General features: G+C 62.7%; 15 protein-coding genes. 1 reads left to right on the forward strand and 14 read right to left on the reverse strand.

What is annotated here, in order from left to right; genetic code table 11:
* Position 1 precedes the first annotated feature (1 nt).
* The 14 genes from gspE to pilM form a co-directional block, all read right to left on the reverse strand.
* Complete coding sequence (gene gspE / locus ACIPW4_RS09500; RefSeq protein WP_400657002.1) at positions 2–1,465, reverse strand: type II secretion system ATPase GspE; 1,464 nt, start codon at positions 1,463–1,465, stop codon at positions 2–4.
* Positions 1,462–3,303 carry a type II secretion system secretin GspD gene (gspD, locus tag ACIPW4_RS09505; RefSeq protein WP_400657004.1) on the reverse strand — a complete coding sequence of 614 codons (1,842 nt, stop codon included), beginning with the start codon at positions 3,301–3,303 and terminating at the stop codon, positions 1,462–1,464. The genes gspE and gspD overlap by 4 nt, the downstream gene beginning before the upstream one ends.
* On the reverse strand, positions 3,300–3,797 hold the full coding sequence (locus ACIPW4_RS09510) for a protein XcpP (RefSeq protein ID WP_400657006.1): 498 nt from the start codon (positions 3,795–3,797) through the stop codon (positions 3,300–3,302). Before ACIPW4_RS09510 ends, gspD begins: the two co-directional genes overlap by 4 nt.
* 179 nt (positions 3,798–3,976) lie before the next feature.
* Positions 3,977–5,440: an N-acetylglucosamine-binding protein GbpA gene (gene gbpA / locus ACIPW4_RS09515; protein ID WP_400657008.1), complete on the reverse strand. Its 1,464-nt coding sequence runs from the start codon at positions 5,438–5,440 to the stop codon at positions 3,977–3,979.
* A 202-nt stretch (positions 5,441–5,642) separates the two neighbouring features.
* Positions 5,643–6,707 (reverse strand): uroporphyrinogen decarboxylase, encoded by a 1,065-nt coding sequence (gene hemE / locus ACIPW4_RS09520; protein ID WP_400657010.1) that lies wholly within the window; start codon positions 6,705–6,707, stop codon positions 5,643–5,645.
* A gap of 193 nt (positions 6,708–6,900) precedes the next feature.
* Positions 6,901–8,319 (reverse strand): FAD-dependent oxidoreductase, encoded by a 1,419-nt coding sequence (locus tag ACIPW4_RS09525; RefSeq protein ID WP_400657013.1) that lies wholly within the window; start codon positions 8,317–8,319, stop codon positions 6,901–6,903.
* 123 nt (positions 8,320–8,442) lie between these two features.
* Positions 8,443–12,888 carry a glutamate synthase large subunit gene (gene gltB, locus ACIPW4_RS09530; protein WP_400657015.1) on the reverse strand — a complete coding sequence of 1,482 codons (4,446 nt, stop codon included), beginning with the start codon at positions 12,886–12,888 and terminating at the stop codon, positions 8,443–8,445.
* 375 nt (positions 12,889–13,263) lie between these two features.
* On the reverse strand, positions 13,264–14,877 hold the full coding sequence (locus ACIPW4_RS09535; RefSeq protein ID WP_400657017.1) for an AAA family ATPase: 1,614 nt from the start codon (positions 14,875–14,877) through the stop codon (positions 13,264–13,266).
* A 15-nt stretch (positions 14,878–14,892) separates the two neighbouring features.
* Entirely contained in the window at positions 14,893–15,990 is a 1,098-nt protein-coding gene (aroB, locus tag ACIPW4_RS09540; protein WP_400657019.1) for a 3-dehydroquinate synthase, read from the reverse strand.
* A 94-nt stretch (positions 15,991–16,084) separates the two neighbouring features.
* Entirely contained in the window at positions 16,085–16,603 is a 519-nt protein-coding gene (gene aroK / locus ACIPW4_RS09545) for a shikimate kinase AroK (protein WP_027920998.1), read from the reverse strand.
* A 4-nt stretch (positions 16,604–16,607) separates the two neighbouring features.
* Complete coding sequence (locus ACIPW4_RS09550) at positions 16,608–17,876, reverse strand: type IV pilus secretin PilQ (RefSeq protein WP_400657021.1); 1,269 nt, start codon at positions 17,874–17,876, stop codon at positions 16,608–16,610.
* Positions 17,800–18,816: a pilus assembly protein PilP gene (locus ACIPW4_RS09555; protein ID WP_400657023.1), complete on the reverse strand. Its 1,017-nt coding sequence runs from the start codon at positions 18,814–18,816 to the stop codon at positions 17,800–17,802. Before ACIPW4_RS09555 ends, ACIPW4_RS09550 begins: the two co-directional genes overlap by 77 nt.
* Positions 18,813–19,349 carry a PilN domain-containing protein gene (locus ACIPW4_RS09560; RefSeq protein ID WP_400657026.1) on the reverse strand — a complete coding sequence of 179 codons (537 nt, stop codon included), beginning with the start codon at positions 19,347–19,349 and terminating at the stop codon, positions 18,813–18,815. Before ACIPW4_RS09560 ends, ACIPW4_RS09555 begins: the two co-directional genes overlap by 4 nt.
* Entirely contained in the window at positions 19,349–20,209 is an 861-nt protein-coding gene (pilM, locus tag ACIPW4_RS09565) for a type IV pilus biogenesis protein PilM (protein ID WP_400657028.1), read from the reverse strand. The genes ACIPW4_RS09560 and pilM overlap by 1 nt, the downstream gene beginning before the upstream one ends.
* 176 nt (positions 20,210–20,385) lie before the next feature.
* On the opposite strand from pilM, the gene ACIPW4_RS09570 reads away from it, so the two are divergent.
* Entirely contained in the window at positions 20,386–22,839 is a 2,454-nt protein-coding gene (locus ACIPW4_RS09570; protein ID WP_400657031.1) for a penicillin-binding protein 1A, read from the forward strand.
* Positions 22,840–22,848 lie beyond the last annotated feature (9 nt).

Here is a 22,848-nt window from a genome sequence, read left to right on the forward strand (position 1 = left end):
GTCAGTCCTGCCCCGCCACACGCAGCAGTTCTGCCACGCTGGTCTGCCCCTGACACACACGCTGGACGCCATGCTGGAAAAGGCTCGGTGTGTCCCGGCGGATCAAGTCGAGCATATCGGCCTGTGACGCCCGAGCATGAATCGCCTGGGCCAACGCGGGGCTCACCACCACCATCTCGTGCAAAGCAAGACGCCCGCTGTAACCCTGCTGGCATTCGCTGCAGCCCACCGCCTTGTACTGCTGTGATGGCAGCTCGGCCGGGTTACCCAAGGCACGGGCCGTGGCCTCGTCCAGTTCACATGCAACCTTGCAGTGGGGGCAAAGCCGTCGCACCAGGCGCTGGGCCATGACTCCAGCCAACGAAGACGCCAGCAGGCAGCTATCGATGCCCATGTCGGCAAGGCGAGTGATTGCTCCCAGGGCGCTGTTGGTATGCAGGGTGGACAATACCAGGTGGCCCGTCAGCGAGGCCTGTACCGCAATATCAGCGGTCTCCCGGTCGCGGATCTCGCCCACCATCACCACGTCCGGGTCCTGGCGCAGGATAGCTCTCAGGCCACGGGCGAAAGTCATGTCCACCTTGGTGTTGACCTGGGTCTGGCCGATGCCGGGAAGGTGGTACTCGATCGGGTCTTCGACGGTGAGGATATTCCGCGATATCTGGTTGAGGTACGAAAGCGCGGTGTACAACGTCGTGGTCTTGCCGGAACCGGTTGGCCCAGTGACCAGGAAGATACCGTGTGGTTTCTCCAGCATGCGCATGAAACCGGCACGCACAGTGCCGTGCATCTGCATGTGGTCGATGTCCAGGCGCACTGCCTGTTTGTCCAGCAAACGCAGCACCACCCGCTCGCCATGGGCGGCGGGCAAGGTCGACACCCGCACGTCCACGTCGTGGCCGGCAAGGAGTAGGCTGATCCGGCCATCCTGAGGCACGCGCTTTTCGGCGATGTCCAGGCGCGCCATTACCTTTATGCGGGAAACCAGCAGAGCAGCCAGCTCCCGCGGTGGCGTCAGCACTTCACGCATGACACCGTCGATGCGCATGCGCACGCGCAATTGATGCTCGAAAGTTTCCAGATGGATATCCGAGGCCCGGGCCCCCACAGCCTCGCTGAACAAGGCATTCAGCAAGCGGATGATCGGCGCGTCGTCTTGTTGCTCGAGCAGATCGCACGTTTGCGGCAAAGCTTCGGCCAGCCGCGTCAGGTCGATTTCCTGATGCAGGCCCTGAACCACCGCTTGTGCGACGTCCTGACCTGGGCCGTAACAACTGGCCAGGCGTTCAGTGAACTGGGCATCGCTTACACGGCGCAGGGGCCAGATACTGCCCACCAGCCGACAGGCCTCGGCCATGGCGGCCAGCGACGCCCCCTCACGCATCAGCAAGGCGGGTTCGGCCGCTTGGTGATCAAGCAGGATGCCCTGACGTCGGGCGAAGCTGAACGGCAGTTCGAAGCTCATGGGCGTGGCCCTGTCCCGCCTGGCAGAGGGCGCGCATCGAACATCAGTTGGCCATCTTCCGGCAGCGCCGAATCATCGGCGGTGCGCACCCCTTCGTAGGCACGTCTTCCCGCTTCGACCAGCTCGACCTGACTGCGCAGGATAGTCGGGCGCAGGAATACCATGAGGTTGGTCTTTTCCTGGGTGTCGCTGCGCCAACGGAACAAACCGCCCACCCACGGAATACGGCTGAGCAGCGGCACACCGCGCTCTACCTTGCGCACGCTGTCCTTGATGAGGCCGCCAATAACGATGATCTCGCCATCGGCGGCCAGGATGGTGCTCTTGAGCGTACGCTTGTTGGTAATCAGGTCGTTCTCTGCCGTGCTGGGTGCAATCTCCGAACTCTCTTGCTCGACTTCCAGGCGCAAGCTGTTCCCTTCGTTGATGTGCGGACGCACCTTGAGGCTGATGCCGATGTCCTTGCGCTCGACCGTGGTGAAGGGGTTTTCCGAACCGCTGCCGGGCGTAACGTAGGAGCCGGTCTTGAACGGCACATTCTGGCCAACCAGAATCTGCGCCTCCTGATTGTCCAAGGTCAGCAGGCTTGGGGTGGACAACAGGTTGCTGCGGCTGTTGCTGGCCAAGGCCGAGACCAACGCAGCAAAACGGTCAGAGCCGATAGCCAGTGCGGCGCCCCCTGGCAGCTTGGCCTCTTTGCCCACAAGGTCGGCCAGCGTTGCACCGCTTTCGCTGAAGGTAACGCCACCCTTCAGGCCACCTGTGTCCATGCCCCACTGCACGCCCAATGCTTCATCGATGCTGCCGCTGACCTCCACGATTGCCGCATGGATAAGCACTTGCGCACGCGGCTGATCCAGTTGCTGGATGATCTGTTCCACGCTGCCCAGCGTCTGCGGCTCGCCTAGCAATACCAAGGCGTTCTGACTGGCATCAGCTTTGACCATGGCCTCTCCGGCAAGGTCAGCGCCCAGCGTGGTTGCGCCCGGCGTACCATCCAGGCGCTTGCCCACCTCACCCAGCACTTCGGCAAGCTGCTCGGCATTGCTGTGTTGCAGGCGCACCACTCGCCAATTCTGCGAGGTGGTCGGTGCGGGTACATCCAGCGAGCGAGTCAGTTGCGCCAGGCGCTGCCTGGACTTGGCCGGGCCCAGAATCAGCAGGCGATTACCGCTCGCATCGGCCAGCACTCGAACGCCGCTGTCCGGGCCTCCGGCCGCAGCTTCGACCACTGGAAACACAAGATCGGCCTGGGCTTTTCGCAAGGTCACCAGCTCATAGTCGTGCCGCTGCCCGCTGTCGAGCTGCAGGACCAGGTTCTCCAGACGCGCAAGGTTGGCGCCGGAATCGGTCACCACCAAGGCATTGGCCGAGCTGGACGGCCCAATGTAGCCATTGCTGGAAACCAAAGGCCGTAACAAACCGGCCAGATCGGCTGCAACACTGCCTGACAGGTTGAAGACCCGTGTCGTGAGCGCTGCCGGAATCGCCTCCACCTGCTGATTGGCCCAGGCCTTGGCTTCGCTCGCCGGCAGCACCAGCAGGCGGTCGCCATCGTTCACGGCGGCAAAGCCTTGGGTATTGAGCACCGAGTAGAACAGCCGGCGTACCCCTTCACGGTCGAGCGCCTCGTTGGAAAGCACCGTGATGCGTCCCTGCACGCGCGGGTCAAGGATGATCGTCTGGTCGAGGATCGCGCCCACTTCGCGCACGACCTCACGCACGTCGGCATCGCTCATTGCCAGTTGCCAGGTGGGCGCATCAGCCAGCGCCAGGGAACAGGTCAGGGTAAGACTGGCGCCGAACGAAGCAGCCAGCAGAAATCGCTTGAGAGTCATTGCACCTCCCGCAACAGGCGGGATGAGGGGTCGGGGACGTGGTGCGGACGAGTGGCCGCACCCGTGGGCAGAAAAACGGAGGGGGTGGGAGCGGACAACGACACGACTTCTTCGCGGCCATCGATCCACAACACAATGGAACGCACATCAATACGCCGCAGCACGCCACGGTCTGGTATCCGGTCACCAACGCGGTAAATGGCCTCGCCGCTTTGGCTTTTGACCAACGCACGGGCCTCGCCCTGACTGGAAACAAAGCTGGCCTTGAGGGCGATATCCGCTTGGCTGGGCTGCCGCGGGCCCGCTGCCTGAAAGCCGAACGCCAGGGCCAGGGTGGCCGCCGGCAACGGTTTTTCCGGTATGGCCGCTTTAGCCACCTCTGACGGCTGGACCAACGGATGGGCGGCTACTGGATAGACGTTTTCACGCCACGCCAGCCAGGCAAGCGTTACCAGCACGAACGCCATCCAGATCAAATGAGATGCGCGCTTCATCCGAATCAGGGCAGCATCTGCCGTAGTACCCGTCGCGCAGACAACTCATGCAACACGACGGCGCCGATGTGCATAGCCACACCCAGGGCTAGCAGAAGAGTGTGCTGCCAGCAATTTCTTTGTACTTGCATTGATAGTACCCAAAGAACCTGACCCCTCAGGGGGCCAGGCTTGATGCATTACTTCTCGGTCCAGGCCATGTTCCAGTTCGAGCCAGTGCCTGGTTCGAACTGGGCGGCATCTGCGGAGTACTGCACGCAGTAACCCGAGTTGGGGAACGGCTGGCACTCATAGACCTTGCCATTCTTGGGCTGCAGCACTTTGGTGCCCGCCTTGTAGTTCGAGAGCGACTCTGGGAATACAAAGTCATAGGAGGCATCGCCCGCCGGCTTGAGCTGTACCGTCTTCTCGTCCTGCAGCAGCACGCGCTCGCGCTTGTCCACGCCCACGACCTTGAGGGTGTGCTCGCCCTGGACACTCTCCACATTCAACGCGAACGGCCCGGTGCCGTTGACGTTCTGGCGCGAGTAAGCCACCTGCTTGTTGTTGCCGTCGAACAGTCGCGCAGTCACGGTCAGGGCCTTGTTTGTCATGACGGCGAAATCCACGACCCCTTTGCCGTCCACGATCGTGTACTCGGGTTTGACATCGTGCAGGTGCATCGTGGTCGGTTCACCGCCGGCAGCGTCGAAGTCCAGGATGTAGTTGGTGAGGCCACTTTCGGATTTGGCGAAGATGCTGTTGGAGCCCTGCACCGGCTCGATATTGCCGTCTGCATCCATTTTGCCCGCACGCACCAACGTCTGTGTTTCGTTGATCTGCTTGGCGAGTTTGTAAGCCCAGTTGGCAGCGAAGCCCTCTTCGTCGCTATCGACTGTGATCTGCACATGGTACGAAGTACGCTCCCCGTTGGCATCGAATGCACGGGCAGTCACTTTATCCCCGACCTCGAGGTCACGACTGGCACTGATTTCAGCCAGGCGAGGCCACTCAGGGTTTGGGCCGCCATCGAGCTGAATATCAACGTCAGCGACACTGTGGAACGCCTTGTCGGTATCGCCAACCTTCCAGACGCCGAGGATCACGTGCTGGCCGGAGCGATCAGCTGGCAATGTGCAACTGTGCTTGGGGTTGGTGCCTGTACCTTTGGCAGGCATCTGGTTGTTGCCATCTACCGCGCAGAACGGGGTATCGTCGAATGAGGCACGGGTCAATGCCGTGTTGGGGTTCCAATCCGCCTTGGTGATGAAGTATTCCCACGAGGTCGCCAGATGCGGCGCTTCATAATGCCAGTCGAACTGGAGATTACGGTCCGTGATCGGGGTCAGATGCCAGCGGTTGGCCGATTGCTCATCGAGGGCGACAAAATCGGCCCGGACACCACCGCTCGCAATTTTTCCATCGACTGGACCTGCACCAGGGAAACGCCCTACCGCCTCACCGACCGACCACGGCTCCCACTCAGCCTGACCGCAGTTGGTGTTAAGATTTTTAAGGGTCGCATGGCAGAGCCCCGCACGGGAAGGTGGATCAGCCAGGTAGCCATGGGCATTGGCAATTTGAGCCTGCAAGCCTGCACCTGCGACCGCCATCCAAACCCCTGCGGCGACAGCGCTTTTCCGCAGAGTCATTGCTGTAATCATCACGAACTCCAAACGCATTGATGGTTGAATGCGCGTAAGCGCATTAACTCGACGCTAATGCGCTTTCTGCGCAAGAGGAGTTCGAACTCTAACGATGACAGCTTCAGCAATATGTAGGATTAGCCTTGGACAGTCGCGGCATTTTCAGTCCTACAGCCGATGATTCCCCGATCCGCAAAGGGTGCGGTCGGGGAACCTCGAATCAGGCGTGGTACTGCGCTGAAAGCTCATGGACGGCATTGATGAACACACCAGCATGTTCCGGGTCGACTTCCGGGGTAATCCCGTGGCCCAGGTTGAAAACGTGGCCAGTGCCATTGCCATAGCTCGCCAGAATGCGCGCCACTTCCTTGCGGATGGCCTCAGGCTTGGCGTACAGCACGGTCGGGTCCATGTTGCCTTGCAGCGCAACCTTGTCACCGACACGGCGGCGGGCGTCGCCGATTTCACAGGTCCAGTCCAGGCCCAATGCGTCGGCACCGGCTTCGGCGATGCTTTCCAGCCACAGGCCACCATTCTTGGTGAACAGAATCACTGGCACCTTGCGCCCGTCGTGCTCGCGGATCAGGCCGCTGACGATCTTGCGCATATAGGCAAGGGAAAACTCCTGATAGGCCGCCGCCGACAGGTTTCCGCCCCAGGTGTCGAAGATCTGCACGGCTTGGGCACCGGCCAAAATCTGGCCGTTAAGGTAGCTGGTGACCGACTGGGCCAGCTTGTCCAGCAACAGGTGCAGGGCTTGGGGGTTGTCGTAGGCCATGGCCTTGGTCTTGCGGAAGTCCTTCGACGAGCCGCCTTCGACCATGTAGGTGGCCAGCGTCCATGGGCTGCCGGAGAAACCGATCAGCGGCACGCGCCCATTGAGTTCGCGACGGATGGTGCTGACCGCGTCCATCACGTAGCCGAGGTCTTTCTGCGGGTCAGGGATCGGCAGCGCTTCGATATCGGCCGGGGTGCTGATGGTCTTCTTGAAACGCGGGCCTTCGCCGGTTTCGAAGTACAGGCCCAGGCCCATGGCATCGGGAATGGTGAGGATGTCCGAGAACAGGATCGCCGCGTCCAGCGGGTAGCGGTCCAGCGGCTGCAAGGTGACCTCGCAGGCGAACTGCGGGTTCATGCACAAGCTCATGAAATCACCCGCCTTGGCGCGGCTGGCGCGGTACTCCGGCAGGTAGCGGCCGGCCTGGCGCATCATCCAGACTGGGGTAACGTCCACGGGTTGCTTGAGCAGTGCACGCAGGAAACGATCGTTCTTCAGGGCAGTCATGTCGGCATCCGGAAAAATAGTGCGGGCATTTTCTCAGACGCCAGCGCAAAAGGCACGGTCAAGACCATGCGTTTTGTCTATCGGGTGCCACAGATCAAACGATTTTGTATACAAAAAAGCTTCGCGGGCTGCCCGCTCCCACAAGGGCCAGTGCAGTACCTGTGGGAGCGGGCTTGCCCGCGAAGAGGTCGGATCAGACTTCGAGATAGTCCAGGATGCCTTCAGCGGCATTACGGCCTTCGAAGATCGCCGTCACCACCAGGTCCGAACCGCGCACCATGTCACCACCGGCGAACACTTTCGGGTTGCTGGTCTGGTGCTTGAACCTGGCCTTCTCTGGCGCCACCACGCGGCCTTGGCTGTCCAGCTGGATGCCATGCTGGTCGAACCACGGTGCCGGGCTCGGGCGGAAACCGAAGGCGATCACCACGGCGTCGGCCGGCAGGATTTCTTCAGAGCCCGGGATCGGCTCAGGGCTGCGACGGCCACGGGCATCCGGCTCGCCGAGACGGGTCTCGACCACTTTCACGCCTTCGACCTTGTCTTCGCCGACGATGGCGATGGGCTGGCGGTTGTAGAGGAACTTCACGCCTTCTTCCTTGGCGTTCTTCACCTCTTTGCGCGAGCCTGGCATGTTGGCTTCGTCACGACGATAAGCACAGGTCACCGACTTGGCGCCTTGGCGAATCGAGGTGCGGTTGCAGTCCATTGCAGTGTCGCCACCGCCCAGTACCACGACCTTCTTGCCCTGCATGTCGACGAAGTCTTCCGGCGACTTCTCGAAGCCCAGGTTGCGGTTGACGTTGGCGATCAGGAAGTCCAGCGCGTCGTGCACGCCTGGCAGGTCCTCGCCCGGGAAGCCGCCCTTCATGTAGGTGTAGGTGCCCATGCCCATGAACACTGCATCGTACTCGGCGAGCAGCTGCTCCATGGTGATGTCCTTGCCCACCTCGGTGTTCAGGCGGAACTCGATGCCCATGCCGGTGAAGACTTCGCGACGATTGCTCAGCACGGTCTTTTCCAGCTTGAACTCGGGAATGCCGAAGGTCAGCAGGCCGCCGATTTCCGGATTCTTGTCGAACACTACCGGGGTCACGCCGCCACGCACGAGCACGTCGGCGCAGCCCAGGCCAGCCGGGCCGGCGCCGATGATGGCGACGCGCTTGCCGGTTGGCTTCACCTTGGACATGTCCGGGCGCCAGCCCATGGCGAAGGCGGTGTCGGTGATGTACTTCTCGACCGAGCCGATGGTCACGGCGCCGAAACCGTCGTTCAGGGTGCAGGCACCTTCGCACAGACGGTCTTGCGGACACACGCGGCCGCACACTTCCGGCAGGGTGTTGGTCTGGTGCGACAACTCGGCCGCGGCCAGGATGTTGCCTTCGGAGACCAACTTCAGCCAGTTGGGGATGAAGTTGTGGACCGGGCACTTCCATTCGCAATACGGGTTACCGCAGCCCAGGCAGCGGTGCGCCTGTTCTACGGACTGGGCAGGCTTGAAGGGTTCGTAGATCTCCACGAACTCCTTCTTGCGCTGGCGCAGCAGCTTTTTCTTCGGGTCCTTGCGGCCCACTTCGATGAACTGGAAGTCGTTGTTCAGACGTTCAGCCATTTTTCAAAACCTCTTTACAGCAGCTGCAAGCTACAAGCTGCAAGCCGCAAGACGATCACTTAAGCCGGGCAAACCTCGTGCTGCTTTTTCTTGCAGCTTGAGGCTTGCCACTTGCAGCTGTTGTTACTGCGGGTTGGCACGGGTGCTGGACAGCAGTTGCTTGAGGTTGGCCGCCTTCGGCTTGACCAGCCAGAAGCGCCGCACATAGTCGTCCAGGTTCTCGAAGAGCTCACGCCCCCACTCGCTACCGGTCTCTTCCACGTATTCGCCAAGGACCCGCGCCAGGTGGCTACGGTAGGCTTCCATCGCCTCACCACTGATGCGCTGGATTTCCACCAGCTCGTGGTTGAGTTTGTCGACGAAGCTGTTGTCCATGTCGAGCACGTAGGCGAAGCCGCCAGTCATGCCAGAACCGAAGTTGTAACCGGTCTTGCCCAAGACGCAGACAAAGCCGCCGGTCATGTATTCACAGCAGTGATCGCCAGTACCCTCGACAACAGCGTGGGCGCCGGAGTTACGCACAGCGAAGCGCTCGCCCGCGGTGCCAGCAGCGAACAGCTTGCCGCCGGTGGCGCCGTAAAGGCAGGTGTTGCCGACGATGGCGCTGTGCTGGGTTGCGAACGGGCTGCCGGCTGGCGGCACGATGGTGACCTTGCCACCGGTCATGCCTTTACCGACGTAGTCGTTGGCGTCGCCTTCCAGGTGAAGGTTCAGACCACCGGCGTTCCATACGCCGAAGCTCTGCCCGGCAGTACCCTTGAAGCGGAAGGTGACCGGCTTGTCGGCCATGCCCTGGTTGCCGTACAGCTTGGCGATTTCGCCAGAGATACGGGCACCGATGGAACGGTCGCAGTTGCAGATGTCGAGGCTGAACTCGCCACCGGCCTGGTCGCGGATCGCTGGCAGGGCCATCTCGACCATCTTCTCGGCCAGCTCGCCCTTGTCGAACGGCGGGTTCTTGTCGACTTCGCAGAACTGCGGCTTGTCGGCCGGGATGTGCGAGCTGCCCAGCAGCGGGGTCAGGTCCAGGTACTGCTGGCGCTCGGTGTCGCCTGGCAGCACGTCGAGCAGGTCGGTACGGCCGATCAGCTCGCCGAGGCTGCGCACGCCCAGCTTGGCCAGCCACTCACGGGTTTCTTCAGCGACGAAGGTGAAGAAGTTGATCACCATGTCGACAGTGCCGATGTAGTGGTCCTTGCGCAGTTTGTCGTTCTGGGTGGCCACGCCGGTGGCGCAGTTGTTCAGGTGGCAGATGCGCAGGTACTTGCAACCCAGGGCAATCATTGGCGCGGTGCCGAAGCCGAAGCTTTCGGCGCCGAGGATGGCCGCCTTGATCACGTCAAGGCCGGTCTTCAGGCCGCCGTCGGTCTGTACCCGCACCTTGCCGCGCAAGTCGTTGCCGCGCAGGGTCTGGTGGGTCTCGGCCAGGCCCAGTTCCCACGGGGCACCGGCGTACTTGATCGAGGTCAGCGGCGACGCACCGGTACCACCGTCGTAACCGGAGATGGTGATCAGGTCGGCATAGGCCTTGGCCACGCCGGCGGCGATGGTGCCAACGCCCGCTTCAGCCACCAACTTGACCGAAACCAGGGCCTGCGGGTTGACCTGCTTGAGGTCGTAGATCAGCTGGGCCAGGTCTTCGATCGAATAGATGTCGTGGTGCGGCGGCGGCGAGATCAGGGTCACGCCCGGTACCGCATAGCGCAGCTTGGCGATCAGGCCGTTGACCTTGCCGCCTGGCAGCTGGCCGCCTTCACCGGGCTTGGCGCCCTGGGCAACCTTGATCTGCAGCACTTCGGCGTTGACCAGGTATTCCGGGGTCACACCAAAGCGGCCGGTGGCGACCTGCTTGATCTTCGAGCTGCGGATGGTGCCGTAGCGCGACGGGTCTTCACCGCCCTCACCGGAGTTGGAGCGTGCACCCAGGCGGTTCATCGCCTCGGCCAGGGCCTCGTGGGCCTCTGGCGACAGGGCGCCCAGGGAGATACCGGCGGAGTCGAAGCGTTTGAGGATGGCCTCCAGCGGCTCGATCTGATCCAGCGGCAGGGCCTCGTCGGCCACCTTCACTTTCAGCAGGTCGCGGATCATCGACACCGGGCGCTGGTCGACCAGGGTGGTGTATTCCTTGAACTTGGCGTAGTCGCCCTGCTGCACGGCAGCCTGCAGGGTGTTGACCACGTCCGGGTTGTACGCGTGATATTCGCCACCGTGGACGAACTTCAGCAGGCCACCTTGCTGGATCGGCTTGCGCGCGCTCCAGGCTTCGGCTGCCAGCAGCTTCTGGTCACCTTCGAGGTCGACGAAACGCGCACCCTTGATGCGGCTGGACACGCCCTTGAAGCTCAGGCCGACCACTTCCTCGGACAGGCCGATGGCTTCGAACAGCTGGGCGCCACGGTACGAGGTGATGGTGGAGATACCCATCTTCGACAGGATCTTCAGCAGGCCCTTGGAAATGCCTTTGCGGTAGTACTTGAAGACTTCGTCCAGGTCGCCCAGCACTTCGCCGGTACGGATCAGGTCGGCCAGCACTTCGTAAGCCAGGTACGGGTACACGGCCGAGGCACCGAAGCCCAGCAGCACGGCGAAGTGGTGCGGGTCACGGGCAGTGGCGGTTTCCACCAGGATGTTGCTGTCGCAACGCAAGCCCTGCTCGGTCAGGCGGTGGTGCACGGCACCCACGGCAAGCGACGCGTGCACCGGCAGCTTGCCCGGGGCAATGTAGCGGTCGCTCAGCACCAGCTGAGTCTTGCCGCCGCGCACGGCTTCTTCAGCCTGGTCGGCGATGTTGCGGATGGCCGCTTCCAGGCCGACGCTCTCGTCATAGTTGAGGTCGATCAGCTGGCGGTCGAAGCCTTCACGCTCCAGGTTCATCAGCGAACGCCACTTGGCGGGCGAGATGACCGGCGAGCTGAGGATCACCCGGGAAGCGTGCTCCGGGGATTCCTGGAAGATGTTGCGCTCGGCGCCCAGGCAGATTTCCAAGGACATGACGATCGCTTCGCGCAGTGGGTCGATCGGCGGGTTGGTCACCTGGGCGAACTGCTGGCGGAAGAAGTCGTATGGCGAACGCACGCGCTGCGAGAGCACGGCCATCGGCGTGTCGTCACCCATCGAGCCGACCGCTTCCTGGCCCTGCTCGCCGAGTGGGCGCAGCACCTGGTCACGTTCTTCGAAGGTGACCTGGAACATCTTCATGTACTGCTTGAGCTGGTCAGCGTCGTAGCTGGCCACACCCTGGTCGTCAGTCAGCGTCGCCTGGATACGCGTGGCGTGCTGACGCAACCAGCGCTTGTACGGATGACGCGACTTCAGACGGTTGTCGATGGCGTCAGTGTCGAGAATCTGGCCAGTTTCGGTGTCCACGGCAAGGATCTGGCCCGGGCCGACACGGCCCTTGGCCAGGACTTCCTCAGGCTGGTAGCCCCACACGCCGATTTCCGAGGCGATGGTGATGTAGCCGTTGGTGGTCGTCACCCAGCGCGCCGGGCGCAGGCCGTTACGGTCGAGCAGGCACACCGCGTGGCGGCCTTCGGTCATGACGATACCGGCCGGGCCATCCCACGGCTCCATGTGCATGGAGTTGTATTCGTAGAAGGCGCGCAGGTCGGCATCCATGGTTTCGACGTTCTGCCAGGCTGGCGGTACCAGCATGCGCACACCGCGGAACAGGTCTATGCCGCCTGTGACCATCAGCTCGAGCATGTTGTCCATGCTCGATGAGTCGGACCCGACACGGTTGACCAGCGGGCCGAGCTCTTCGAGGTCGGGGATCTGGTCGTTGGCGAACTTGGTGCGACGGGCCATGGCCCAGTTGCGGTTGCCGGTGATGGTGTTGATCTCGCCGTTGTGGGCGAGGAAGCGGAACGGCTGCGCCAGCGGCCATTTCGGCAGGGTGTTGGTGGAGAAGCGCTGGTGGAACACGCAGATCGCGGTTTGCAGGCGCTCGTCACCCAGGTCTGGATAGAACGCCGCGAGATCGCGCGGCATCATCAAGCCTTTGTAGATGATGGTCTTGTGCGAGAAGCTGCAGATGTAGTGGTCGGCGTCGTGGGCGTTGGCCACGGACGAACGGCGACGGGCACTGAACAGCTTGATGGCGAATTCCTGATCGCTCAGGCCTTCTGCGCCGATGAACACCTGTTCGATCTGCGGCAGGCGCTCCAGGGCCAGGCGACCGAGCACGCTGGTATCGATCGGGACCTTGCGCCAGCCGACCAGCTTCAGCCCGGCAGCGACGATCTCGCGGTCCATGTTGGCGCGGGCAGCTTCGGCTTTGACCGGGTCCTGGTTGAAGAACACCATGCCGACGGCGTACTGCCTGGGCAGCTCGACAGCGAAGTGTTCCTGGGCCACGGCACGCAGGAATTGATCGGGCTTCTGCATGAGCAGACCGCAACCGTCGCCGGTCTTGCCGTCGGCGTTGATGCCGCCGCGGTGGGTCATGCAAGTCAGCGCTTGCATGGCGGTTTGCAGAAGGTGGTGGCTCGGTTCGCCCGTCATATGGGCAATCAGGCCAAAACCACAGTTGTCCTTGAATTCTTCGGGATGGTACAGACCTGTTTTCATAGACACTTTCTCACCAGGTTCACCTCTCAACCGGAGGCAAATCTCTTTTATGTACAACCACTTACCATCCACGCCGATCAAATGCCAGCTTTTTTGCGGTGGCCATGGAAAACCATTGTTGCACAGCGACAGTCATACCCACAAATTTTCATGTCTCACCATTGAAAATTTATGTCGCAATTTTGAATGTTTTTACGCCTTGCGCCGTGATAGCGGCTTGACTCGAGTCTGAAGCGTTTCAGCCATGACTGCAACAGAGGCTTGTGGCCGGCAGTCTGGGACAGAAAAGCCTGCCGCGCTCAGGCGCAGCAGGCTATTCGAATATCGTTAATCGCTCAGCAACTGGGCGGCGGGGGTGATGCCGCCCGGCAGGTATCAGCGGGCCGTTGCCAGCTCTTGTTGGACGCTGGCAACGGTACGTGGCCAAGGTTTACCAGCCTGGACCTTCGCTGGCAAGTTCTTGATTGCCGCAACCGCTGCGTCGCGGTTGGCAAAGTTGCCGTAGGTGACCACGTACAGGGGCTTGCCCTGCAGGTTTTTCTTGAAGTAGCGATAGTCGCCACCCTGCGCCTTGACGAAGGCCTGGGCCGACGCTTCGGAGCTGGTGCCGAGGATCTGCACCACATAGTTGCCTGGCTTTTGGCCCGAATACCAGCCACTGCTGCCGGTACCGCCGGATGCCGGCTTTTCCACCGGTTTGGCGGCTGGCTTGGCGGTAGCGACCTGAGTCGGTGCCGGCTTGGCAGGCGCAACCGGCTTGGCAGGCTGGGTGGCGACAGGCTTGGGTGCCTGGGCAACCGGCTGCGCCGGCGCGGTGGCCTGGGCCATGCTTGGCGCCGGGCCGGCAGGCACGCCTTGGGGTGGCGCGGTAGTAGTCACGGTAGGCGGAGTGCCAGGCTGCAGGGCAGTATTGCCGGCAGGGCTGCCCTCTTCGCCATCACCCATGCCCGCAGCTTGCGCCAGAGGTTCGCGCATGACCGGCTGGGACTGACCCACCAGCGGCAGCGGCATCGGCTGCGACTGGCCGGAGAATTCGATGGCCGGGTTACCGTTGTTCGATTGGGCGCCTCCCGGCTGGCCCTCGCCCAATGGCAGCTGGGCCTGGGCCACAGGCGCCTCGGCAGGGGCCTTGTCGCCTTTCTTGGGCATCAGCACCGCAGCACCTACGGCGACCACGACGACAGCGGACAACGCGAGCACGTGTTTCTTAGGCATTTTCAACCCCATGGATGGTCGCTTGACCGTGGTACGGCTGGCGATCATGGCTTCGATCAAAGTGTCGCGGGCGACCTGGTTGATGTTGCCAGGCCATCCGTCGGAGTTTTCATGGATATCGACCAGCTGTTCACGGGTGAACACCTCGATGCCCCGGCCAGCGCCTTCCAGGCGTTGCTCAAGGTACTCGCGGGTTTCCTCCTCGCTGTAGGGGGCGAGTTCGATGACATGGAAACGCTCTTCCTCGACCTCGATCTCGTCCAACCCGGCAATCAGCGAGGGCTCGCCGAACAGGAACACGTGCGGGCGCCCTTCCGGTAGCCCACCAGCCAGTTCCAGCAACGCTTGGAGTGCCGACTCGTCGAGTTGTTCCGCATCGTCGACCAGCAAATAGACTTCCTGCCCGGTCAGCGCCAGTTGCACCACCTTGTTCAGGATCGCCTGCACTTCAGGCTGGGCGACTTCCAGCGTTTGCGCCACCTGGCCAAGCATGCTGGCGGCATCGCTGGCGCCGCGGGCAGATACCACCACGCTCAGCACAGACTGCTTGTTGGTGCTGGCCACCAGGGCCTGGCGCAGCAGCGTCTTGCCGCTGCCGACAGGGCCGGTGACCACCAGCATCAGCTGGCTGTAGCGGGCCAGGTGATGCAGCTGGCCAAGCACCGGCTTGCGCTGGGCAGGGAAGAACTTGAAACCGGGCACACGCGGCGCGAACGGATCGTGGCTCAACTGGTAATGTTCGAGAAACGCCTCATCGGCATGCAAACTGGTCATTACGCTGTCACAACCTCAAAGCTGTGCCACGATCGCGCGGTAATCCGCCGACAGCGTGGTCTGAAGAATCTCTTTCGGATAGTCGTCGGTGATCACGGCCTCGCCCAGCTGGCGCAGAAGCACCAGCCGCAAGCGGCCATCAAGCACCTTCTTGTCGACCGCCATATGCTCCATGAAATGCGCCGGGGTCATTTCCTGTGGTGGCACCACCGGCAAACCTGCGTCCTGCAACAGGCGGATTGCTCGATCACGCTCGGTCTGGTCGATCCAGCCCAGGCGCATGGACATTTCCAGGGCCATCACCGTGCCTGCGGCCACGGCTTCACCGTGCAACCACACGCCGTAGCCCATGTGCGTTTCGATGGCATGGCCGAAGGTATGCCCAAGGTTCAGCGTGGCGCGCACACCGGATTCGCGCTCGTCGGCACCCACCACGGCCGCCTTGGCCGCGCAGGAGCGACGGATCGCTTCGGTCAGCGCTGCCGGCTCGAGGGCTCGCAGGGCCTGCATATTCGCTTCGAGCCAGGCCAGGAATGGCTTGTCGCAGATCAGCCCGTACTTGATCACTTCGGCCAGGCCCGCCGACAGCTCGCGCCCGGGCAACGTCTTGAGGCTGGTGGTATCGATCAGCACCGCATTCGGCTGATAGAAGGCACCGACCATGTTCTTGCCCAACGGGTGGTTGATGCCGGTCTTGCCGCCCACCGAAGAGTCGACCTGTGACAGCAAGGTGGTCGGCACCTGGATGAAGTCGACGCCGCGTTGGTAGCAAGCTGCTGCGAAGCCGGCCATGTCACCGATCACGCCGCCGCCGAGGGCGACCACGGTGGTACGGCGGTCATGCCGCGCCGTCAGCAGACCGTCGAAGATCAGCTGCAGGGTTTCCCAGTTCTTGTGGGCTTCGCCGTCCGGCAGGATCACCGGCTGCACCGAGTAGGCGCCCAAGGTCTTGCGCAGGCGTTCGAGATACAGAGGCGCGACGGTTTCGTTGGAAACGATGGCGACCTGCCGCCCACGGATATGCGGCGCCAGCAGTTCAGCCTGGTCCAGCAGGCCTTCGCCAATGTAGATCGGGTAGCTACGCTCGCCGAGGTCGACCTTTAGTGTCTGCATGTATCCCCACAATGTACTTGGGCGCGGCGCCAGCTGTGCGACCCGCGCGGTAACGTTGAACCTCGCCTCGGCGCTGGCCGAGAATAGTCCCGGCTTAGCGGGGCGGCAACTGCTGCAGGCGCTCGAGAATATCGAGCACCACCATGCGCGGCGGCCGTTCGTCGGTTTCCACCACCACATCGGCGATCTCGCGATAGAGCGGGTCGCGTGCTTCCAGCAAGGCGCGCAGGGTCGCTTCCGGGTTGGCGGTGCGCAGCAACGGGCGGTTGCGATCGCGCGCAGTGCGCCCGACCTGCTGCTCCACCGAGGCGTGCAGGTAGATGACCCGGCCGCCCTCGTGCAGCGCCTGGCGATTTTCAGCGCGCATCACCGCGCCGCCGCCGGTCGCCACGACCACGCCATCAAGTGCGCAGAGCTCGGCGATCATCGCCTGCTCGCGGTCACGGAAGCCCGGCTCGCCTTCCTTGTCGAAGATCCACGGGATGTTGGCGCCGGTTCGCAGTTCGATTTCCTTGTCGGAATCCTTGAACAGCAGGCGCAGCTCTTTGGCCAACAGGCGCCCGATGGTGCTTTTACCAGCGCCCATGGGCCCTACAAGTATCAAATTTCGCACAGAATCAACGACTCACAGCAATCGCCTGGTCATTCATGATACGCGGAGTCAGGAAGACCAGCAGCTCGGATTTTTTCTCTTGTAATGCATCGCGTCGAAAGAGCCGCCCAACATACGGCAGATCGCCCAAAAATGGCACCTTGTCGACCACATTGTTTTGCGTGGTCGAGTACACGCCACCGATGACGATGGTTTCTCCGTCCGCCACGCGGACCTTGGCGTTGACCTCGTTCTTGCGAATCGGCGGCACGTCGTTCAGGGCATTGACGAAGTCAGGCTCGTCCTTGGTCACCTTGACCGTCATGATGACCTTGCCGTCGGGTGTGATTTGCGGCGTGACCTCCAGCGACAGCGAGGCCTCGCGGAAGGCCACCGAGGTGGCGCCACTCTTGCTGGTTTCCTGGTAAGGCACCTCGGTGCCTTTAAGGATCCTGGCGGTTTCCTTGTCAGCCGTGACCACCTTGGGCTGGGAGATGATTTCGCCGTTGCCGGTCTTTTCCATCGCACTGAGTTCCAGATCCAGCAGCACGCCACCACGCAAAAGGCCTACACCGATACCGGCACCGCCCCGCTCCAGGCCCAGGTCGACGAACAGGTCCTTGCCCAGCTGCGGCGCTTCCCGGTAAAACTGCCGCCCCCAGCGCACGCCCAGGCCTTTTTCGTAGTCGACATTGGCCTCCACGATGCGCGCCTCGATCTCCACCTGACGCACCGGTACATCGAGTTGAGCGACCAACTGCCGCAATTCGGCCAGGCGCTCTGCGGGCTGGTGGGCCACCAAGGTGTTGGTGCGCGCATCGACGCTCAAGCTGCCACGGCCGGTCAGAATGCCGTCATCCGCCAGTGTTGCCAGCAGCAGCTCCGCAAGTTCCGACGCCTTGGCGTGATGGATCGGCAGGAGTTCACGTCGCAATGGCTGCAGCTGCGCATCCAGCTCCTGCCCGATACGGGCGCCGCGGGATTGCTCGGCCAGTTCGGCGGCGGGCGCCACCAGCAACACATTTCCCTCCTCGCGCCGCGCCAGCCCCTTGCTACGAAGCACCATCTCCAGCGCCTGGTCCCAAGGCACCTCGTGCAGCCGCAAGGTGACATTGCCTTGCACCGAGTCGCTGGCGACCAGGTTGATCTCGGCATAGTCAGCCAGCACCTGAAGCACCGAGCGCACCTCGACATCCTGAAAAATCAGCGATATGGGTTCACCCCGATAGGGCGCCGCCATGCACCACTGGCTTGCTCCCAGCGTCGCTATCAAACACTTCAAAAGCCATTTCATCGCCTGCCGTGGCCTCCCTCTTCACGCCCATCCTGAGCGTCAACATTACCGTGCGCTCATGCCACGCGCCCCCGACGAACAACCTTTCCTGCACTTCCAGCTGCCGCTCGCCGACCCGTAGCACTTTACCGCCATCACGGCCCAGCCGATCACCAGGGCGTACGCGATACAAGCGCCCTGCCGACCACAGCAATGCTTCGCGCTGCTGCCCCCTTTGCAGGCTGCCGACCATTTCCAACTGGGCCAGCGGGACGCCGGCGAGCCCTGCCTGAGCGCTGCGCATTGCCCAGGCGGAAAACGGGTCGACAGCCATCGGCAGGGCCGCGCCTCGAGCCGGTGAGTCAGCCAACGACGAGGGTTGCGGCACTGACATGTCGGCCTGGTAGGCATGGGCCCGCATGCCGAGGCGCAATAACCCCGGCTTGTCATCGGCAAGCCTCAGCGAAAAGGTCTCGATGCGTAGCAGGCGAATCTGGCCAAGCCAGTCGTCCAACCACATCCGCAGGCCCGGATAATGCCCCACCACCTGCACATCAAACGGGACTTGCCGATAGCTCGGCTGCTTCAGTTCATCAAGCACATCGAGTGCCTCGAAATGCAGGCCATGCGCATGACCCGAGGCCGCCAGCTGGTCCAGCAGATCGCTCATATCGGCCCCGGCTGCGAGTCGCCAGCGAGCATCCTGCAATTGTTGCTGCGCGCCCTCGAAGGCCTCACGCATCTGCGGCAACGCCAGTACCTCGGCAGCCTTGATTTCATGATCTTCTGACAACCAGGCTTGCCTGGCGAGCGCTGCTTCCTGAAGCTGCAGCCATTGCGGCAGGCGGATCAGGCAACCGACCCCGAACACAATGAGGCCTGTTGCCAATGGCAACGCAAGGCGGAAAAACCGCGAGCGTTCGATGAGAGCTTGCCACGCACCCCGTTGCAACAGATTCACGACCAGAATGCCGACAAGCGAGCCAACAACAGAAACTCATCGCCATTCGACTGACTCTTGAGTCGCTTGAGCTCCAGGTCCCGCATCACACTCGAGCGCTGCAGCTCCCGCATGAGCTGCGCCACGACCGCGCCTGAGGCGGCCACACCGACCATGCGCAGCCGGGAACCTTGCAATTCGAACCTGAGCATCTGAACACCGTCAGGCAACGCCCGCTCCAGATCGGCCAACACAGCTGTCAGCAACCCCTGCTCCGCACGCAGACCAGCCAGCGTCACGGCCTGCGCACGTACCTCTTCAAGGGACTGGCTGATGCGATCAAGCTCCGCCTTGCGCGCCTCAAGCGTATTGATGGCAGCCTGCCGAACATCGTTGCCTGCGGTTTGCTGACGAACGCGCGCTCGGGCCAGCTGATCCATCAGCAGCACGGCACATAGCGCCACGATGGCTGCACCGACCACCATCAAACGCAAGCGCCGAAGCGCTGCCAGGCGTTGCCGCTCTCGCCAAGGCATCAGGTTCAGACGCAACATCAGCGCATACTCCCCATTGCCAGGGCGAAAGCCAGCGCCATGCGGCCGTCGCTGCAATCAATGCCAGCCACCGCAGGCAGTGGCCGGCATGGCAACTCGAGGCTGTCACTCAGTCGACTGAGCAAGGCCTGCCCATTGAGTGGGGCGCCGACAACCAGCACCTCCTGCGGCCCCTTCCCATCAGCGAATACATCACCGGGCCGGTCTGGCATTGCATCCGGGCGCCATTCACGCTGAAAAGGCAACGTACCTTCAAGCCAGCCATGCAGTGTCGAACCGCCCTGTTCGACACGCAGCAACGCTGCCGGGCCTCTGTCCTGGCCTGGCATCAACCGGTGCAGGGCGATGCTGTCGACCTCCACGGCTTCCAGCTCAAGTCCGGCCGCTTCAAATGCGGCCTGCAAAGGCTGCAAAGCGCTCTGACGGCTGGCCGCCACCAGGACATCCAGGCTACCCGGCTGGATTGGCGAGACACCCAGCACCTGAAAATCCAGCACCAGGTCTTCAAGGGGAAAGGGAAACAGCTGGTCGGCATCCGCCAGCAGTTGTGCCTCCATCTGGCTCGCAGCCAGACCGGCGGGCAGCCGGCAAAGCTTGCAGATCACCTGCGAGGCTGGCAGTGCCACTGCTGCTCGGCGCTGACGGCTGGAAGACTGCCGCCACGCGCTGCGCAAGGCAGCCACGAGCCGCTCAGGGTCTTGCCGGCCGTTGCCTGGGGCAAACGGCTCGAGTGCCTGAAACGCCCAGGCAAGCTGCTCATAGCGCCCCCTATGGCGGCGCAACTGTGCAATACGTATGGAGTCGGAGGCGATTTCCACCCCTAACAGTGAACTGGCATCCTTGCCAAAACGTCCAAGCATGGCAACTTCCTTGTTACAACCATGAACCGCCCCAGCGCCGGGCCCTGGCGGCCAGACGGTGCAGCGGGCCGCCTGGCCGGTCACCCGGCGAGGCGAAAAATGCTTATAATGCCCAGCGTTTTTTCGTCCGCCGGCCCCGTGCGCAATTCACCCCTCAATCTGGACACCGAAAAGCCTTGATACGCCTGCTGAAGTTCTTCTGGTGGTCTTTCGTCGCAGTTGTCTGCGCGCTCGTACTCGGTGTGAGCGGTGCGTTTCTGTATCTTAGTCCCAACCTGCCATCGGTCGATTCGCTCAGAAGCATCCAGTTGCAGATCCCCCTGAGGGTGTTCAGCAGCGACGGCAAGCTGATTGCCGAGTTCGGCGAAATGCGCCGCTCGCCGATCCGCTTCGCGGAAATTCCGCCACAGTTCATTCAGGCGCTTCTGTCAGCCGAGGACGACAATTTCCTCAATCACTACGGGGTCGACCCAAGCAGCCTGATGCGTGCCGCGACCCAGCTGGTCAAAACGGGTCATATCCAGACCGGCGGCAGCACCATCACCATGCAGGTGGCGAAAAACTTCTTCCTCACCAGCGAGCGCAGCTTCTCGCGCAAGATCAACGAGATCCTGCTGGCCCTGCAGATCGAACGCGAACTGACCAAGGACGAGATCCTCGAGCTGTACGTCAACAAGATCTACCTGGGCAACCGTGCCTACGGTATCGATGCTGCCGCGCAGGTCTACTACGGCAAGTCGATCCGCGACGTGAGCCTGGCGCAGATGGCGATGATCGCCGGGCTGCCCAAGGCACCGTCGCGCTTCAACCCGCTGGCCAACCCGGTACGGGCCAAGGAGCGCCGCGACTGGATCCTCGGTCGCATGTACAAGCTCGGCAAGATCGACGAGGCGAGCTATCAGTCCGCCCTGGCGGAGCCACTCAACGCCAGCTACCACGTGCCCAACCCCGAGCTGAGTGCACCGTACGTTGCCGAAATGGCCCGCGCCGAAATGGTCGGCCGCTATGGCAGTGACGCCTACACCGAAGGTTTCCGCGTCACCACCACGGTACCGAGCGATATGCAGGACATGGCCAACAAGGCCATCCTCAACGGCCTCACCGAATACGATGAGCGTCACGGTTATCGTGGCCCGGAAGCGCGCTTCCCGGGCAAGACCCGCGCTGCCTGGCTGCAGGAGCTGAGCAAGCAGCGCAACCTCGGTGCGCTGGAGCCGGCCATCGTCACTCAGGTCGATAAAGGCGACATCAAGGTACTGACCCGGGACGGAAAGGAAGAAAGCGTTGCCTGGGACACCATGAAATGGGCACGCCCCTTCATCAACACCAATGCCCAGGGCCGTTCGCCGCAGTCGCCTGCCGACGTTGCCCAGGTTGGCGACCTGGTCCGCCTGCAACGCCTCGACGAGGGCAAGCTCAAGTTCAGCCAGGTACCCGGTGCGCAGAGCGCGCTGGTGACCCTGGACCCGTACAACGGCGCCATTCGCGCCCTGGTCGGCGGCTTCTCGTTCGAGCAGAGCAACTACAACCGTGCCATGCAGGCCAAGCGCCAGCCGGGCTCGAGCTTCAAGCCATTCATCTATAGCGCGGCACTGGACAGCGGCTACACCGCCTCCAGCCTGGTCAACGATGCGCCGATCGTGTTCGTCGACCAGTACCTGGACAAGGAATGGCGCCCCAAGAACGACACCAACACCTTCCTCGGCCCGATCCGTATGCGCGAAGCGCTGTACAAGTCGCGCAACCTGGTGTCCATCCGCCTGCTACAGGCCATGGGCGTGGATCGCACCATCGACTACATCGCCAAATTCGGCTTCAACAAGCAGGACCTGCCGCGCAACCTGTCGCTGGCACTGGGCACCGCGACCTTGACGCCGATGGAAATCGCCACTGGCTGGAGCACCTTCGCCAACGGCGGTTACAAGGTCAGTCCGTACCTGATCGACCGCATCGAAAGCCGCAGCGGCGAGACCCTGTTCACCGCCAACCCGGCCCATGTACCGCAAGGCGGCGAAGACCATGCCGGCCTGGCCGCCCCCGAGCAGCCGATCAGCACCACCGCTCTGCAGGGCGAGGCCCCGTCGGCCCTGGGCCAGGTCGCCCCGCCGCCGCAGACGCCAGCCATTGCCGAGCAGATCATCGATGGCCGCACCACCTACATCCTCACCAGCATGCTGCAGGACGTGATCAAGCGGGGCACCGGCCGCCGGGCGCTGGCCCTGGGCCGCGACGACCTGGCAGGCAAGACCGGTACCACCAACGAGTCCAAGGACGCCTGGTTCTCCGGCTACAATGCCGATTACGTGACCACCGTCTGGGTCGGTTTCGACCAGCCTGAAAGCCTGGGCCGTCGTGAGTACGGCGGCACTGCGGCGCTGCCGATCTGGATGAAGTTCATGGGGGCGGCGCTGAAGGACAAACCGAGCCATGCACCAGCCGAACCGGAAGGCATCCTCAGCCTGCGGGTTGACCCGGTCAGCGGCCGCGCGGCCTCGCCGAGCACGCCGAATGCCTACTTCGAGCTGTTCAAGGCCGAGGATTCGCCGCCGTCGGTGGATGAGCTGGGCAATGGCGCGGCGCCTGGCAGCCCGCTGCCGGCGGATGAAGCAGCGCCGATGGATCTGTTCTGAACGGCAGGC

The sequence above is a fragment of the Pseudomonas sp. NPDC089996 genome (assembly GCF_044748405.1).
GTDB lineage: Bacteria > Pseudomonadota > Gammaproteobacteria > Pseudomonadales > Pseudomonadaceae > Aquipseudomonas.